General features: G+C 66.2%; 12 protein-coding genes and 1 pseudogene. 7 read left to right on the top strand and 6 right to left on the bottom strand.

The genetic code is table 11. The annotated features are described in order from the left end of the window. Positions 1-980 precede the first annotated feature (980 nt). Both MTBSS4_RS22565 and MTBSS4_RS20595 read left to right on the top strand, forming a co-directional pair. A pseudogene (locus tag MTBSS4_RS22565) lies at positions 981-1,181 on the top strand (7-carboxy-7-deazaguanine synthase); the annotation flags it as partial. Between the two features lie 114 nt (positions 1,182-1,295). After that, the gene (locus MTBSS4_RS20595; protein WP_173985248.1) at positions 1,296-2,342 is read left to right on the top strand and encodes a hypothetical protein; all 1,047 of its coding nucleotides are present in this window, start codon (positions 1,296-1,298) and stop codon (positions 2,340-2,342) included. 62 nt (positions 2,343-2,404) lie between these two features. On the opposite strand, the gene MTBSS4_RS20590 is transcribed toward MTBSS4_RS20595, so the two are convergent. Beyond that, complete coding sequence (locus tag MTBSS4_RS20590; protein WP_173985247.1) at positions 2,405-2,689, bottom strand: DUF6626 family protein; 285 nt, start codon at positions 2,687-2,689, stop codon at positions 2,405-2,407. Positions 2,690-2,860: 171 nt separating this feature from the next. Here MTBSS4_RS20590 and MTBSS4_RS20585 point away from each other — a divergent pair, with 171 nt between their 5' ends. Then, positions 2,861-3,658: a transposase gene (locus MTBSS4_RS20585; RefSeq protein WP_254432691.1), complete on the top strand. Its 798-nt coding sequence runs from the start codon at positions 2,861-2,863 to the stop codon at positions 3,656-3,658. A 104-nt stretch (positions 3,659-3,762) separates the two neighbouring features. On the opposite strand, the gene MTBSS4_RS20580 is transcribed toward MTBSS4_RS20585, so the two are convergent. From MTBSS4_RS20580 to MTBSS4_RS20570, 3 genes are all read right to left on the bottom strand, one after another. After that, entirely contained in the window at positions 3,763-4,689 is a 927-nt protein-coding gene (locus MTBSS4_RS20580; protein WP_173985246.1) for a tyrosine-type recombinase/integrase, read from the bottom strand. 252 nt (positions 4,690-4,941) lie between these two features. After that, positions 4,942-5,490 (bottom strand): recombinase family protein, encoded by a 549-nt coding sequence (locus MTBSS4_RS20575; protein WP_173985245.1) that lies wholly within the window; start codon positions 5,488-5,490, stop codon positions 4,942-4,944. Positions 5,491-5,977: 487 nt separating this feature from the next. After that, positions 5,978-7,252 (bottom strand): D-amino acid dehydrogenase, encoded by a 1,275-nt coding sequence (locus MTBSS4_RS20570; RefSeq protein WP_173985389.1) that lies wholly within the window; start codon positions 7,250-7,252, stop codon positions 5,978-5,980. 49 nt (positions 7,253-7,301) lie between these two features. Between MTBSS4_RS20570 and MTBSS4_RS20565 the strand changes: the two genes are divergently transcribed. From MTBSS4_RS20565 to MTBSS4_RS20550, 4 genes are all read left to right on the top strand, one after another. Further along, positions 7,302-8,768 carry an NAD(P)H-hydrate dehydratase gene (locus MTBSS4_RS20565; protein ID WP_173985388.1) on the top strand — a complete coding sequence of 489 codons (1,467 nt, stop codon included), beginning with the start codon at positions 7,302-7,304 and terminating at the stop codon, positions 8,766-8,768. Beyond that, positions 8,765-10,177: a malonyl-CoA decarboxylase gene (locus MTBSS4_RS20560; RefSeq protein ID WP_173985244.1), complete on the top strand. Its 1,413-nt coding sequence runs from the start codon at positions 8,765-8,767 to the stop codon at positions 10,175-10,177. The genes MTBSS4_RS20565 and MTBSS4_RS20560 overlap by 4 nt, the downstream gene beginning before the upstream one ends. A gap of 198 nt (positions 10,178-10,375) precedes the next feature. Then, complete coding sequence (locus MTBSS4_RS20555; protein WP_173985243.1) at positions 10,376-10,807, top strand: CBS domain-containing protein; 432 nt, start codon at positions 10,376-10,378, stop codon at positions 10,805-10,807. A gap of 27 nt (positions 10,808-10,834) precedes the next feature. Beyond that, positions 10,835-11,734, top strand: coding sequence for a phosphoribulokinase (locus MTBSS4_RS20550; RefSeq protein WP_173985242.1), 900 nt, complete (start codon positions 10,835-10,837; stop codon positions 11,732-11,734). A gap of 83 nt (positions 11,735-11,817) precedes the next feature. Here MTBSS4_RS20550 and MTBSS4_RS20545 read toward each other — a convergent pair whose 3' ends face one another. Together MTBSS4_RS20545 and MTBSS4_RS20540 are read right to left on the bottom strand one after the other, a co-directional pair. Next, a complete protein-coding gene (locus tag MTBSS4_RS20545) occupies positions 11,818-13,470 on the bottom strand; it encodes an HlyD family type I secretion periplasmic adaptor subunit (protein ID WP_173985241.1) in 1,653 nt (550 codons plus the stop codon). Next, complete coding sequence (locus MTBSS4_RS20540; protein ID WP_173985240.1) at positions 13,467-15,254, bottom strand: peptidase domain-containing ABC transporter; 1,788 nt, start codon at positions 15,252-15,254, stop codon at positions 13,467-13,469. Before MTBSS4_RS20540 ends, MTBSS4_RS20545 begins: the two co-directional genes overlap by 4 nt. Positions 15,255-15,313 lie beyond the last annotated feature (59 nt).

Below are 15,313 nucleotides of genomic sequence, written 5' to 3'. Positions count from 1 at the left end.
AATTCCGCGTCAGCAACAACCTCGTCCCGGATTCCCGCACGGTTCGCCACGTCTGCGAACAGGCCAAGATGGAGATGCAGGAGGCGCTCGACGCAGGATCGGGCAAGGTCATCTGGCGCTCCTACATGTTCACCATCGACAAGTGGATCATCCCCTTCTTCGGCAATCGCCCCATCGACGGCCTGACCTACAAGGACATGAAAGAGTGGCAGGACTGGAAGCAGGCGCAGTGGGGACGGCGCATGGGCTACAGCACACTCCGCAATCACAACTCGGCCATGTCGCAGGTGTTCAAGTGCGCGCTGCTGCACGGCTGGATGAAGGACTTCCAGGTTCCCCAGCAGTACAACGGCGGCAAGGCCCCGGAGGCGCGTAACGCCTTCCTTGACAATGACTACACCGCGATCATGAAGGCGTTGAGCGAGGCGGCGGGCATAGGCCGCAAGGCCCGCAGCCGCATCAAGCGCGAAATCCTCGAATGCTATGTGGGCGTGCTGTGCACCAGCGGCCTGCGTCCCGGTATCGAGATGAACACCCTGCGCTGGTGCGATTACGATCCGGAATGGGAAGCCCCTGACGGCTCGACGCACCCGGAACTTCGTGTCCAGGCCGGTAAGCGCGGCGGGCGCGGTGTCATCGTTCGCGCCGCCTGCCGCAAATGGCTGACCCGCATGCGCGAGATTTCGCCGCCCAACAAGGACACCAACCTGATCTTTCGCTATCCCGATGGCGAGGCTGTTGGCGACATGAACCGCACCTTCCAGGTGGTGCTGAAGAATGCCGGGCTGCTGACCGACCACAAAGGCAGGAAGCGGACGCTCTACTGCTGCCGCCACTTCTATGGAACCAACATCCTGGTTTTCCAGCCGGACATCGATCCCATATTCCTGGTGGGCGCGATGGGAACCAGCGTCGCCATGCTGGAAAGGTATTATGCGGACGCCGACCCGAAGCGGAATGCCCCTCCACAGGTGGCCGAAGGCGATGAATTGAAATTGGTCTTCCCCCAACCCGGCGCCGATCCTCAGCACTTCGCCGGCCTGGCCTTCAAGCACTTCTTTCTCCAGCCCATGGATGGGGATGATGTCGCCGCAAACACGGAGGCCGCCACGGAATATTGCCTGAAGCACCCACAATGGCGACTGGGCCTGCAATTGCACAAAATTCTCGGGTTGCGTTAGTGGCCGGGATTTTTGCCCGCCGCTGCGCCACCAGCACATGGATATCCGACGCGCAGTCCAAATCTGCTGCCGTTGATGACCTAATCCGAGCTATCGGTGAGTTCAACAAGAAAGGTGGTCACGCCCGTCTGGCTTCGCTCCAGCAGGAAGTCGCGGAAAGTCCGGCTCGATATCGACGAGGTGACTTGCCTATTCCGGCAGGTGCATCCGGAAGCAGCGGACGAATGGGACGCCCGGCTCAGATTGCTCGAAGCGCTCAAGGCCATGGACGGCTCGGTGATCAAGCTGCCCGATACGTCAACCTGGGATGGAAAGCGCACCCCCGCCCTACCACGTACCATCCGCATCTTGGGAAATCAGAAAGCCGTGCCTATCAAGCGGGCACGGGCTTGGGCGCCGGAACTTCAGGATTTGCAGGACTGGGTCGGCAGCCTTCGCAATCCGATCACGCTGTCCGCCCTTGAGGCCATCAACGAGTGGATAATCCGATATCGCGACCAGGACCTTCAATTGGTCCCGACGCCGGAGCGTTCTTTGCAGATTTTCGGGGACGAGAAGCGCCTCGACCAATTGAGGGCCGGTGATGCGGCCTTGTTCGGTGGCCGCCTCTCCCTCGCGCGTCTTGGCACCTACGTAACTCCGCTGCCTCTGATATACCAGCGGGGAGAGCGCCCCGGACCCATGCGGGTCGTCGAAAATCTGGCCTCTTACGAGAGCTTCCGCCACTGGAATGCGGACGCATATTCCGGGCATCCCTTCGGCGCCGTTGTTTGGGGTGAGGGAAATAAGATCCTCGCATTGACGGCCGGTCTCTTGGAGTGCGCGTCAAGGCTGCATTGCGATACCGTCTTCTATGTCGGAGACCTGGATCCGGAAGGGCTGGTGTTTCTCACCGATCTTTGTGAATGGGGCCGATCCGTCAATCTGTTAGTCCGACCGCACACTGCGGCATATAGGTTCCTTCTCGATCACGGCCACCGGGCACCTTTTGTACGCACTCGTGACGTTAGGTTCGCCGATCTAGTTGGTCACTTTCCAAAAGAGATGCGAGAGGAAATCTCCACCCTCGTTCGCTCCGGTCACCGCATTGCTCAGGAAGCGTTGGGAACCGAAGCCCTGTATCGGACTGGAAATGAAATTTTCCAGCGCGGCACGCCATAATAGATAACCTGCGGGCAGTCAGCCGCAAGCTTATCTGGAGTAAGTTCATCCCCACTCACAGGTCACGCCGTCTCGGGCTGCCCTGCATAGCGGGCCAGCAGTTCGCTCCACACCTTGGCACTCAGCGCATCCAGGGCAGAAGCCTCAGCATGGCGGAACACGCGGCGCATCTGCATAGCCTCACGGGTGACGCGCCCGGCCAGTGCCAACAATGCCTCCGCGCTGGGTTCCTGGCCACGCGCCACCACGCAGGACGGCTGCTTGCCGAGCCATCGGGCCGAGAAATCCAGTTGGGAATGGGTCAAGCCAAGGTCCATGAGGGTGTCGCGGGCTTCGATGAGGATCATGTGTGCGTCTCCAATGCGTTGCTCATGCAGCTATTTATGCTGTCTGTCATAAATAACTGCACACGCAGCAAACCACTGGAGCGCGGAACATGAAAAGATGGACGCTTCCGGAAACTGGCGGGCCTGATGGTTTTGTGATTCGATTCTCCCTGGGATTACCGGGAGGTCGAGATGAAGGGACAAGCCGGTTTCTGGGATTTCGAGCGCAGCCTTGAGGCTCTGTCGGCGGAGGGTGATCCGCTGGAGCAGCTGGAGCGGACGGTTCGCTTCGAGCAATTTCGCCCGGCGCTGACCAAGGCGGTTCGGCGCTCCGATCCGTCGAAGGGCGGTCGGCCCGGGTTCGACGTGGTGCTGAAATTCAAGATGCTGGTGCTGCAGGGGCTGTATGGGCTGTCGCTGCAGCAGACGTCCTTCCAGGTGCGCGACCGACTGACCTGGCTGCGGTTCTGCGGCCTGCGCCCCGGAGACGCGGTCCCCGACGCCAACACCCTGTGGGACTTCCGCGAAGCGCTGATCAAGACCAAGGCGCTGGAGCGGCTGTTCAGCAAGCTCGACCAGGCGATCTCCGATGCCGGCTATTTGGCCATGGGCGGCCAGATCATCGACGCCACCCTGGTGGCGGCGCCCAAGCAGCGCAACAGCGACGGTGAGAAGGAGGCGATCAAGGCCGGTCAGATCCCCGAGGAATGGACGGACAAGCCGGCCAAGCTGCGGCAAAAGGATCGAGATGCCCGCTGGATGGTGAAATTCGCCAAGGCCAATGCGTTACGCGGACTTGCCGGGCTTCTTGCGCGCCGCCAGCGCGGCCTTCATCGCGGCATCCAGTTCGCCCGCCTTCACGGCGTCGATGACGGTCTGGATCGTCGACACCAGCTTGTCCTTGGTCCCGATCTCAATGGCGTTCTGGTCCTTGCCCAGCGCAAGCACGGTGGTAAGCGTCCTCTGTCGGCTGCGGTTTCTCCGGCTTGACGGAGGCGGTCAACCAAAGTCCCATTCTCTACCACGGAAACGCTACGGTCGTGACCGATATGGACACCCACGTAAAGGAGTCGATCAGCAGCCATAATTCCCAGTTATCGTCCCCTTTGCCCCCCAATTCGGCCCAAAGTATCGGCCTGCTCCAGTGTGCTGCGCAGGCTGGCGTCGCTGACCTGCGTGTAGATTTGGGTGGTGGCAATGCTGGCGTGTCCCAGAAGCTTCTGGACGAAGCGGATATCGACACCGGCCTCGATCAGTTGGGTGGCTGCGGTGTGGCGCAGCATGTGGGGGGTGACATGACGGCTCAGGCCCGCGCGATCAGCCAGAGCAGATAGGCGACGGCGAATGCGGGGTGGGGTGACTGGCGTGCCGTAGGACGAGATCAGCAGCCGATCGCTTTCAGGTTCAATCCCTGCTCTGGCTTTCAGATAGGTCTGCAATGCGGCCTTGGCCGTTGCTCCCGGCAAATAGACCTGTCGCTCGCGATTGCCTTTGCCGCGCACCAAGATGACGCCTTCGGCTTCGTTCAGATCGCTCAGGCCGACCCCTGCCAATTCCCCCACTCGCAGACCCGTCACGATCAAGGCAATCACCACGAAGTGCATGACCTGGGCAGAATGGGTGCCGCCGACCTCTGCTTCATGCCGCGCCCGTTCCAGCAGCTTCCGAATATCTTCAACAGTCAGGGCGCGCGGCAAACGGCGCGGGAGGCGGATGGAGATGTCCAGGCGGTGGAAGGGGTTGAGGGGGATGGTTTCCTCGCGTTCCAACCACTTGAAGAGCTGCTTTACTGTCGCCATGCGCCGCTTGACGCTGCTTGCCTTCAACTCCTGCTCTTGAAGCATGCTGCCGACATAGGCCCTGAGGTCGTCTCGGCCAATGGATGATACCGGGATATGGCAGCCTAACTTGGCTGCCACATGCGCAAGGTCCGTTTCATAGGCCCGCACAGTGTGGGGGGATAGGGTCTTGGCGACGCGGCAGTAATTGAGAAAAGAGTTTGTGGCAGTAAGAATGTCCATGAGCACCCCCAAAGGCCCGATCAAAGGGAGTGCTTGTCCCAAGATGCATGCAAGATCGCAACCCTTCTCCCCGAACATTCGTGATAAGGAAGGGTGGTCTTGGGGGTAGGAAATCGGCTGAGAGCCTGTGACTGTGTATACACAGAAGCGTACACAGTTCTGTCAACTCGCTGAAATAGACAATAGAAACAAGCCGTTGTGTAGACGCAGTTTCCTTAAAATCCGGCGGCGATTGTTTCCCGGTTCTCCTGCCTATTTCCCGTCCCCGCCGTCCACGCGCTGCATCAGCCGCATGACCGTGGTCGGGTGAACCCCCAGGTCGCGGGCCACCGAGGCGTAGGTGCGGCCGCTGGTCAGTTCGTCGCGGATGGTGGCCACATGGCGCAGGTCCAGCTTGCGCGGCCGGCCGGCGGCGGCCCCGCGCAACTGCGCCTCCCACATCCCCGTCTGACGGCGGGCGGTCATAATCTTCCGGTTGAACTCGGCCAGGACGGCGATCACGTTGCGCGCGGCCGGAACCTCGGTATCGATCTTTTCCGCCACCAGGCGGAGCGTGACGCCGCGGCCGTGGACCACCTGGGCCACCCGCAGCAATTCCGTGGTCGAGACCGTGAAATGGGCGATCGAAGGCGAAACCAGGACGTCGCCGTTGCCGAGCGAGGCGATCAGCTGGGTTCGGGCATCGGAACGCCCGGCCTCGTCCGAGACGATGCGCAGGCAGCGTTCGGCGCGCAGAATCGCCATGGGCGACGCGGCGCCGTCGCTATCCTGGGTCAGCTGGCGATAATATCCGACAATCACGTCCGAACTCCGTCTGGGCTATGGCGGTGGCGCAGTCTTGCCCACTTTCCCCAGCTCGTCCACACCTTTCGCATAATGAATTCGCATGGTGGGCAAGGGCTGTCGGATATGATCCGGCACGTCGCCCTGACGGTGCTTCCTGCTTTGCATCGATAATAAGCACGACCGCTTCCGATCCGGTGACCCGTTTCCGGCGGGTGGAGTCCGCGAGCCTGTTCACAAGGCTGAAAATGCCCGGTCCGGCAAGAAGGGGGAAGGGAGGGGGGCGGGCGCCAAGCCGCAATGGGGATATCAACAGGTTGTCCACAGAATTGGCATGATGATTTCGCAGTCGATGGCCGGCGCCACATCCATGATCAATCGATCATCATTCCTTGGGAAACCGCATTTTGCATCGATATAAAGCATGATCATGCGCCAGCGGGGGCGGGGATGGGCAAGGCCGTCCGCAGGCGAAATATTCACAAGGGCGGATAGGGGCGGCGCTCTATGGAAGCAGGGAGACGGCGCGGAAGCGGTCCAGTCCCAGGCCGTCCAGGCCGATCTCCGGCATCCGTCCGGCCACCAGGTCGGCGACGATGCGGCCCGATCCGCAGGCCATGGTCCAGCCCAGGGTGCCGTGGCCGGTGTTCAGCCACAGATTGGCGTAAGGGGTGGCGCCCAGCAGCGGCACGCTGTCGGGGGTGACGGGGCGCAGGCCGGTCCACGGCTCGGCCCGGGCATAGTCGCCGCCATCGGGGAACAGGGCGCGGGCGTGGCTGGCGATCATGGCCAGCCGCCGGGGATCGAGGGTGCGGTCGAAGCCGGTCATCTCGGCGGTGCCGGCGGCGCGCAGCCGTTCGCCCAGGCGGGAATAGACCATCTTGTGCTCGTCGTCGGTGACCGAGACGCTGGGGGCGCCATCATGCCCCGCCACCGGCACGGTGATGGAATAGCCCTTGGCCGGAACCACCGGCAGGCGCAGCCCCAGCGGACGGGCCAGGGCCGGGCTGGCGCAGCCGGCGGCCAGGACGCAGGCATCGGCCCCGATGAAACCGCCATCGGTGACCACGCCGGTGAGGCGCTCGCCGTCCTGGACCAGGGCCAGGGCATCGGTGGTCCAGTGGAAGCGGGCACCGGCCCCGGCGGCCAGCGCCGCCAGCCGGGTGGTGAATTTGTGGGCGTCGCCGCTCTCGTCGTCGGGGGTGAAGATGGCGCCGGCCAGTTCGTGGCGGACGGCGGCCAGGGCGGGCTCGATGGTCACCGCCTCGTCCGGGGTCCTGGGCAGGCGGGCCAGGCCGTGGCGGCGCATCGTCTCGGCGGCGGCGCAGGCTTGCTCGAACGTGCGGGGATCGCGGTAGACATGCAGGATGCCCAGCGTCTTCTGGTCGTAGTCGATGCCGGTCTCGGCCCGCAGGCGCTGGAGGCAGAGGCGGGAATACAACGCCACCCGCAAGGTGCGTTCGATATTGACGGTGGCGCGGGCCGGAGTGCAATTGGCAAGGAAGCGCAGCCCCCAGGCCCACAGTTCCGGGTCCCAGCGATTCCAGCGAAACAGCAGCGGCGCGTCGTCGCGGCCCAGCCAGCGCAGGATTCGCGGCAGCGCCCCGGGATTGGCCCAGGGTTCGGCGTGGCAGGGGGAAATCTGGCCGCCGTTGGCGAGGCTGGTCTCCAGCCCGGCGGCCTCGCGCCGCTCGACCACGACCACCTCGTGACCGTCCTTGGCCAGATACCAGGCGCAGGCGGTGCCGACCACGCCGGCGCCGATGACGACGACCTTCACCATCCCTCTCCCGTGTTGGGGCCGCAAAGATGTAGAGTAGGGCATGGATATGGTCAACGAAGTCCTCACCATCGCCCAGATGTACGACGCCGACCGCCGCGCCATGGCCGGCGGCGTGCCGGGGCTCCGGCTGATGGAGGCGGCCGGCTGGGCGGTGGCGCGCGAGGTGCGCCGGCGCTTTGCCCAGGGACACTTCGCCCAGGGACACTTCGCCAAGGGGCGGGTCACCGTCCTGTGCGGCCCCGGCAACAACGGCGGCGACGGTTTCGTCGCGGCCCGGCTGCTGGAACGCGATGGCTGGGCGGTGCGTCTGTTCCTGCTGGGCCGGCTGGACGCCCTGCGCGGCGACGCGGCGGTCATGGCCGCGCGGTGGCGGGGGACGGTGGAGCCGCTGGGCATCGATGCCCTGGAACGCTGCGACGTCGTGATCGACGCCATGTTCGGGGCCGGCCTGGGCCGCCCGCTGGACGGCGTCGCCCGGCGGGTGGTGGACGAAATCAATGCGCGACGCCTGCCGGTTGTCGCGGTGGACGTGCCTTCCGGCGTCCAAGGCGATTCCGGCGAGGTGCTGGGCGCCGCCCCCGATTGCGTCGCCACCGTGACGTTCTTTCGCAGGAAGCCGGGCCATTGCCTGCTGCCGGGGCGGCTGAAATGCGGCGAGGTGACGGTGGCCGACATCGGCATTCCCGCCGCCGTGCTGGATGCTATCCGGCCGAATCTGGCCGGGAACGGCCCCGCCTGCTGGACCCTGCCCACACCGGCGGCCGATGGCCACAAATATGCCCGCGGCCATGCCCTGATCCTGGGAGGAGCCGCCATGACCGGAGCGGCGCGGCTGGCGGCGCGGGCGGCGCGCCGCATCGGCGCCGGGCTGGTCACCGTCGCGGCGCCGGCCGAGGCCTTGGCGGTGTATCGGGCCGGCGATCCCGGCGTCCTGGCCTGCCCGTCCGAGCCGTTCGCCGACCTGCTGGCCGACGCCCGGCGCAACGCCCTGCTGCTGGGGCCTGGCGGCGGCGCGGGGGAGCCCCTGGCGGGGCGGGTCCTGGCCGCCCTGGCCACCGGTCGCCCCTGCGTGCTGGACGCCGATGCCCTGACCTCGTTCGCCGGCCGGGCGGATTCCCTGTTCGCCGTCCTGTCGGACCGGGCAGTGCTCACTCCCCACGACGGCGAGTTCGCCCGGCTGTTCGGGCGGATCGAGGGCAGCCGGCTGGACCGCGCCCGCGAGGCGGCCAGAACAAGCGGCGCGGTGGTGCTGCTGAAGGGGCCGGACACCGTGGTCGCCCATCCCGACGGCCGCGCCACCATCACCACCGACGCGCCGCCGTGGCTGGCGACCGCCGGATCGGGCGACGTGCTGGCCGGGATGATCGTCGGGCTGCTGGCGCAGGGCATGGAGGCCTTCGCCGCCGCCTCGGCCGGCGCCTGGATGCACGGGCGGGCGGCGGCGGCCTTGGGGCCGGGACTGATCGCCGAGGATCTGACCGAGACGCTGTGGAGTTGGAGGACCAGCCGATGACCGAACTTTCCAAGCTTGCCAATGTCGGCCTGCTGGCCCGTCTGAAGGGATTGTGGCGCGAGGTGGCGGGTCCCGGCGGCGATGATCTGGCCAGTCTGGTTCCCGACCTGCCGGATTCCGACCTGGAATCGCTGCGCCAGCAGATGCGGGCCTGTCTGGCCGCCCGGGGCGGCGAGGTCTCGGCCCGGGCGCGGGCGGCGCGGCTGGGCCGCGCCTATCTGTCGCTGTCGGCGGATGGGCGCGCCCGTTTCCTGCGGCTGCTGGCCGGTGAATTCGGGCCCGAGCCATCGGCGGTGGATCAGGCGGTCCGGGGGCTGGCCGAGGCGGATTCCGCCGACCGCCCCAAGGCCGAGGCCATCTTGCGGGCCGCGCTGGAACCGCCCCGGCTGCGGCTGCTGACCCAGTTCAACGCCCTGCCCGAGGGCGTCAAGTTCCTGGTCGACATGCGGGCCGAGCTGATGCGGCTGGCGGCCGGCGATTCCGACCTGGCGGCGTTGGAGGCCGATCTGCGCGGCCTGCTGGCGTCGTGGTTCGACGTCGGCTTCCTGGTGCTGGAGCGCATCACCTGGCGTTCGCCCGCCGCCGTGCTGGAAAAGATCATGGCCTACGAGGCGGTCCACGCCATCCAAGGCTGGGACGACCTGAAGAACCGCCTGGATTCAGACCGCCGCCTCTATGCCTTCTTCCATCCCCGCATGCCCGACGAGCCGCTGATCTTCGTCGAGGTGGCGCTGGTCGACGAGATCGCCGGCAATGTCCAGGACCTGCTGGACCCCAGCGCGCCGCTGGGGGACGTCGAGGCGGCAGACACCGCCATCTTCTATTCCATCAACAACGCCCAGAAGGGGCTGGCCGGCATCAGCTTCGGCAACTTCCTGATCAAGCGGGTGGTCGACGACCTGTCGCGCCAGTTCAAGCGGATCAGGACCTTCGCCACCCTGTCACCGATTCCGGGGTTCCGCAGGTGGCTGGATGAACGCCTGACCCTGGGCGAACCCGGATTGCTGAACGCCGCCGAGCACACGATACTGACCCGCCTGTCGGGCGGGCTGGGCGCCAAGGGCAGCCTGAAGGCCCTGCTGTCCGAGCCCGGCTGGGTGGCCGAGCCGCCGCTGGCCGAGGCGCTGGAGCCGCCGCTGTCCCGGTTGGCCGCCCGCTATCTCGCCCAGGAGAAGCGGTCCAACGGCCAGGCGCTGGACCCGGTGGCGCATTTCCACCTCTCCAATGGCGCCCGCATCGAGCGGATCAACTGGATGGCCGACCTGTCGGCCAACGGATTGGCGCAATCGGCGGGGCTGATGGTCAACTACCTCTACGACCTGGGCCATATCGAGGCCAATCACGAATCCTACTCCGCCTCGGGCAAGGTCGCCGTATCCAGCCGGGTCCGGGCATTGCTGAAGGGGTGAGGGGGTTGCTTCGATCGGGTGGGGCGGTCCCGCCTTGACGATAAATCCGTCCCACCCGCCAGGATGGTATGTGTAAAGAAATAATAAAATAAAGCCATAGCAACTGCGCTGCACAAACAGAATCATCTTCCATAAGGCCCCGCGTATATAGTCTACTTTCCCTAGGCGGACATCGAAGCCGCCCCAGGGAGGCAGACAATGAACGTTGGCGATATTCTCGACATGAAGGGCAATGACGTCTATTCCGTCCGTCCGGGCCAGTCCATGGCCGAGGCGGCCGAGGTGCTGGCCGAAAACCGCATCGGCGTCGTCCTGGTGCGGCACCGGGGCGAGGTCACCGGTATCTTGTCCGAGCGCGACATCATCCGCGCCGTCACCGAATACGGCCCGGCGGCGATGATCATGCAGGTCAGGAATTTCATGTCCTCGCCGGTCAAGACCTGCGCCTCCGCCGATTCGGTGTCGGCGGTCGTCCAGATCATGAACGACCGCTGCATCCGTCACTTGCCGGTGGTGGATTACGGCAGCCTGAACGGCATGATCAGCATCACCGACATCGTCAGGTACCGGCTGGCCGAAAAGCAGAGGGAACTGGCGGTGATGCGCGATTACGCGGTGGCCCGCGTCTGACCGGCAACGCCTTCAGGGAGACGGCACATGTCCCAGCGACACCCCATCGTCGCGGTCACCGGCTCGTCCGGGGCCGGCCGCGACACCGTCCGCCAGGTCTTCGATTCCATTTTCCGACGCGACGGGCTGAGCGCGGTCTATGTGAAGGGCGAAAGCTTTCACCGCTACAGCCGCGAGGAGATGCGGCGGGTCTCGAAGGAGCGGCTGGCCACCGGCGACCGCAGCTTCAGCCATTTCGGCGCCGACGCCAACCTGTTCGCCGAGCAGGAGGCGCTGTACCGCAGCTATGGCGCCACCGGAACCGGGCGGCGGCGGCATTACCTGCATTCGGCGGCCGATGCCGCCCGGCTGGGGCATTTCGACCTGAAGCCGGGCGAGTTCACTCCCTGGGAAGACCTGCCGGAGGGAACCGACCTGCTGGTCTACAAGGGATTGCACGGGGTGGTGCGCGGTCCGGACTACGACCTGGGCCAACTGGTCGATCTCAAGATCGGGATGGTGCCGGTGATCAATCTGGAATGGATACGCAAGGTCCACAAGGACACCAACGAACGCGGCTATTCCCGCGAGGCGGTGGTGGAAACGGTGCTGCGGCGGATGAACGATTACGTCCGGACCATCGTGCCGCAGTTCAAGCACAGCGACGTCAACTTCCAGCAGGTGCCGGTGGTGGACACCTCGGCGCCGTTCATCGCCCGCGACCTGCCCACCATCGACGAAAGCGTCACGGTGGTCCGCTTCCGCCGGCCCGAAGACTTCGCGGTGGACTTTCCGCTGCTGCTGTCGCGGCTGGACGGCGCCTGGATGAGCCGGCGCAACACCATCGTGCTGCCCGGCGGCAAGACCAATCTCGCCATGGACCTGATCTTCACCACCATGGTGCGCAAGCTGATGGACCGGCGCCGCCGCGCCGCCCATGCAGCCTAAATACTTGATCCCAGGCCTTGATGGCGCAGCCGGGGGGGCGCTGTGGAGCGGTTGCCAAGCGGAAGACGCGCCCCCGGCTCCCTCTACCGCTCCCTGAACGCCTCGTGACGGAGCTTGAGCACCGGCTTGACCAGGAATTCCATGACCGAGCGGGTGCCGGTGTGGATTTCGACGGTGGCCTGCATGCCGGGGCTGATCAGGCGCTTGGCCACCTCGTCGCCGATATAGGCGCGGTCGGTCTGCACCACCACCCGGTAATAGGGCTGGGCGTTGGGCGTCTGGGTCTGGGGCACGGTGGTGTCCGCCGCGACCAGGATGACGTCGCCCTCCAGCCCGCCATAGGTGGTGTAGTCGTAGGCGCTGATCTTGACGGTGGCGCGCTGGCCCAGCTGGACATAGCCGCGGTCCATCGGGCTTAGCCGGGCGTCGATCTGGAGACGTTCGTGCAGCGGCACGATCTCCATGATGGGATCGCCCGGCCGGATGACGCCGCCGATGGTGTTGGCCCGCAGATTCTTGACGATGCCGTCGATGGGGCTGGCGATCAGGGTGCGGCGCTGCTGGTCGGTGGCCTGGGACAGCAGTTCCCTGGTACGGGCGACGTTCAGTTCCGCCTCGCTCATCTCGCCCTGGGCGGTGCGCTGAAAGCGGGCCAGTTCCTCGTCCAGGCGGCTGCGGGCCTCCTGCTGGGCGGCCTGGGCGCGGGGGATCGAGGCGCGCACGCTTTCCAGCTGGCCCTTGAGGTCCTCCATCTGGCTTTCCATCTGGACGTGGTCCATCCGCGACGCCAGCCCCGATTTCATGAGGTTCCTCGACATCTCGAAGCGTTCCTGGGCCAGCCGCAGGCTGGTGGCGATGGTGCGTTGCTTGGTCTCGTATTCCTGCACCTCCAGCCCTTTCTGGCGGACCTGATCCTGAAGCACCGCCTGTGACGCCCGCAGGGCGTTGCGGCGGGCCTCGAACGAGCGGCGCTCGGATTCCACCAGGGCGGGATGGCGGCGGGCCTCGGCCTCGGGGAAGGCCAGGGGGGCGCCGGTCAGTTCGGCCTCCAGCCGGGCGCGCTGAAGCATGTAGCCGTCGAGGCGGACCTGCAATTCGTCCTTGTTGAGCGAGCTGACCGGCAATTCGATCAGCATCAGCGGCGCGCCTTCCCGCACCTCGGACCCGTCGTTCACATGAATCTCGCGGACGGTGCCGCCTTCCAGGTGCTGGATGACCTTGACCTTGCCCTCGGGCACCACCTCGCCCTCGGCGATGGCGACCTCGTCCAGGCGCGCCACCATGGCCCAGGCAATGAACAGGGCGGTCAGCGTCATCACCACCCTCGCGATGGGACGCCAGCTGGGCAGCGGATAGGAATTGGCCAGATGATACAGCCGTCCGCCGTGCTGCGGCGCGTGGTGGGGTTGCGGCGCGATCGGCTCCACCGGGTTGAGCGACGGCAGGAACCAGTCGGCCACCGTCAGCAGCAGCCGGCGCGGCAGGGCCAGCAGGCCGGCGGCGCCGTGGCGCGCCGTCCCCTCCGGCGCTCCGAACAGCCAGACGGTGAAGCCGCCCAGCGCCCGTAGCCGCCGCCACAGCAGCCGGGCGGTGGAGGGCGGCGCGGGCGGCGGCGCGCCGCCGGGACCGCCGCCCAGGGCGGCCAGCATTTGCAGCATCTGCTCCGGGCTGGCCTGCGGCGTCGCCGGGGGTGGGGGAGGCGACGCCGATGGGGACGGTGGCGGCAGGCCGGTCATGTGGCCCCCCCGACGCCGATGCGGACGCCGCCGCCCAGCGGCGCGCTCGGTTGGGTGCCGATGCCGTGCGGCGGCGAAGGTGGCTGCGGCTGGCGCACGCCGAACAGGCGTTGCAGGGTCTCGGCGGCCGGGCCGGCGGCGGCGACCGAGCCCTTGTCCAGCACCACCACGTCGCGGCAGATGGGCAGCAGCACCGGGCTGTGGGTGACGATGACGATGGTGTGGGTCTTGGCCAGTTCCGCCAAGGTGGCGCGCAGATCCTCCTCGGCCTGACGGTCCAGGCTGGCCGAGGGTTCGTCCAGCAGCAGCACCGGCGGGTCGCCGATCAGGGCGCGGGCGATGGCGATGCGCTGGCGCTGTCCCGCCGACAGGCGCGACCCGGCCTCGCCGATGGGGGTGGCGTAGCCGTCGGGCAGGTCGACGATGTACTGGTGCACGCCGGCGATGCGGGCGGCGGCCAGGATGGCCTCGTCCGAACAGCCCGGCGCGCCGTAGGCGACGTTGTCGCGGATCGAGGCGTTGAACAGCACGCATTCCTGCGGCACGTAGCCGATCCAGCCGGCCAGTTCGGCGCGGGTGAACTGGGCGATGTCGGCGCCGTCCAGCAGGACGCGCCCCTTGGCGGGGTGATAGAGCCCCATGATGATCTTGAGCAGGGTGGTCTTGCCGCTGCCGTTGCGCCCCAGGATGGCGGTGATGCCGTTCGGACGGATGTCCAGGCGGTCGATGGCGGCGGCGGCCTGGCTTTTCTGGTCGTAGGCGAACGAGATGTCCTCCAGCGTCACCAGCCCGGCGGGACGTTCGCGGGTGATGCCGCTTTCCCGCCGTTCCTCGGCCTCGGCGAAGACCTCGCCAAGCCGCTCGACCGACTGGTGGAAGGCGGAAAAGCTCTTCCACGCCCCCACCAACTGGTTGATGGGGCCGTAGAGCCTGGACGACAGCATGTTGCAGGCCACCAGCGCCCCCATGGAAAGCTCGTGGTCCATGATGTAGACGGCGCCCACCGTGGTCAGGGCGACGCTGCCCAGCATGGTCAGCATCTGCCCCATGTTGACGTAGCCGTCGGCGGTGGCGCCGCGCTGGATGGATTGCTCGATGGTGCCGGCCTGCTTCTCCTCCCAGATGGGGCGGATGGCGCGGTCCAGCGCCACCGCCTTGACGGTGCCGCGTCCGGCGATGATCTCGGCCACCAGATTATCCCGCGCCGTCTGGACGTTCTTTTCCCTGTCGGCGCTTTCGGACACCGCCGTGCCCGAACGCCAGGCCAGCACGATGAAGATGGCGAACAAGACGATGAACACCATCGCCAGCGGCTTGCCGATCACGAAGATGACGCCCAGGAAGATCATGACGAAGGGCAGGTCGGCCAGCAGGGTGGCGGTGGCGCCCGAAATGGTGTTGCGGATGGTGTCGACGTCGCGGAACAGGGTCTGCCAGAACGAGGCCGGCCGGCTTTCCAGGGTGCGGAGCGGCAGGTGCATCACCTTGTCGAACAGCTTGGTTCCGACCTCGACGTCGATGCGCAGCGCCGCCGTCTGCATGATGCGCCCGCGCGAGGTGCGGATGATCAGGTCGAAGGCCAGCAGAATGCCGACGCCGATCACCAGCCCCTTCAGGGTGGCGAAGCCGTTGTGGCCGATCACCCGGTCGTAGACCTGCATGACGAAGATGGGAACCGCCAGCGCCATCAGGTTGATGAACAGCGACGCGGTCAGCAATTCGCGCATGACCGGGCGCAACGGCTCCATGATCGGCTTCAGCCAGACTTTCTTTTCGGTGCTCATGTCGCCTTGATTTGGGACCGGGACGGGCGGGGATGCAAATGGAAATTGGCGGGTCGAGG

This window comes from Magnetospirillum sp. SS-4 (genome assembly GCF_902729425.1).
Classification (GTDB): domain Bacteria; phylum Pseudomonadota; class Alphaproteobacteria; order Rhodospirillales; family Magnetospirillaceae; genus Phaeospirillum.
The sequence above is the reverse complement of the archived record's forward strand: the minus strand, read 5'-3'. Positions and strand labels throughout refer to the sequence as shown.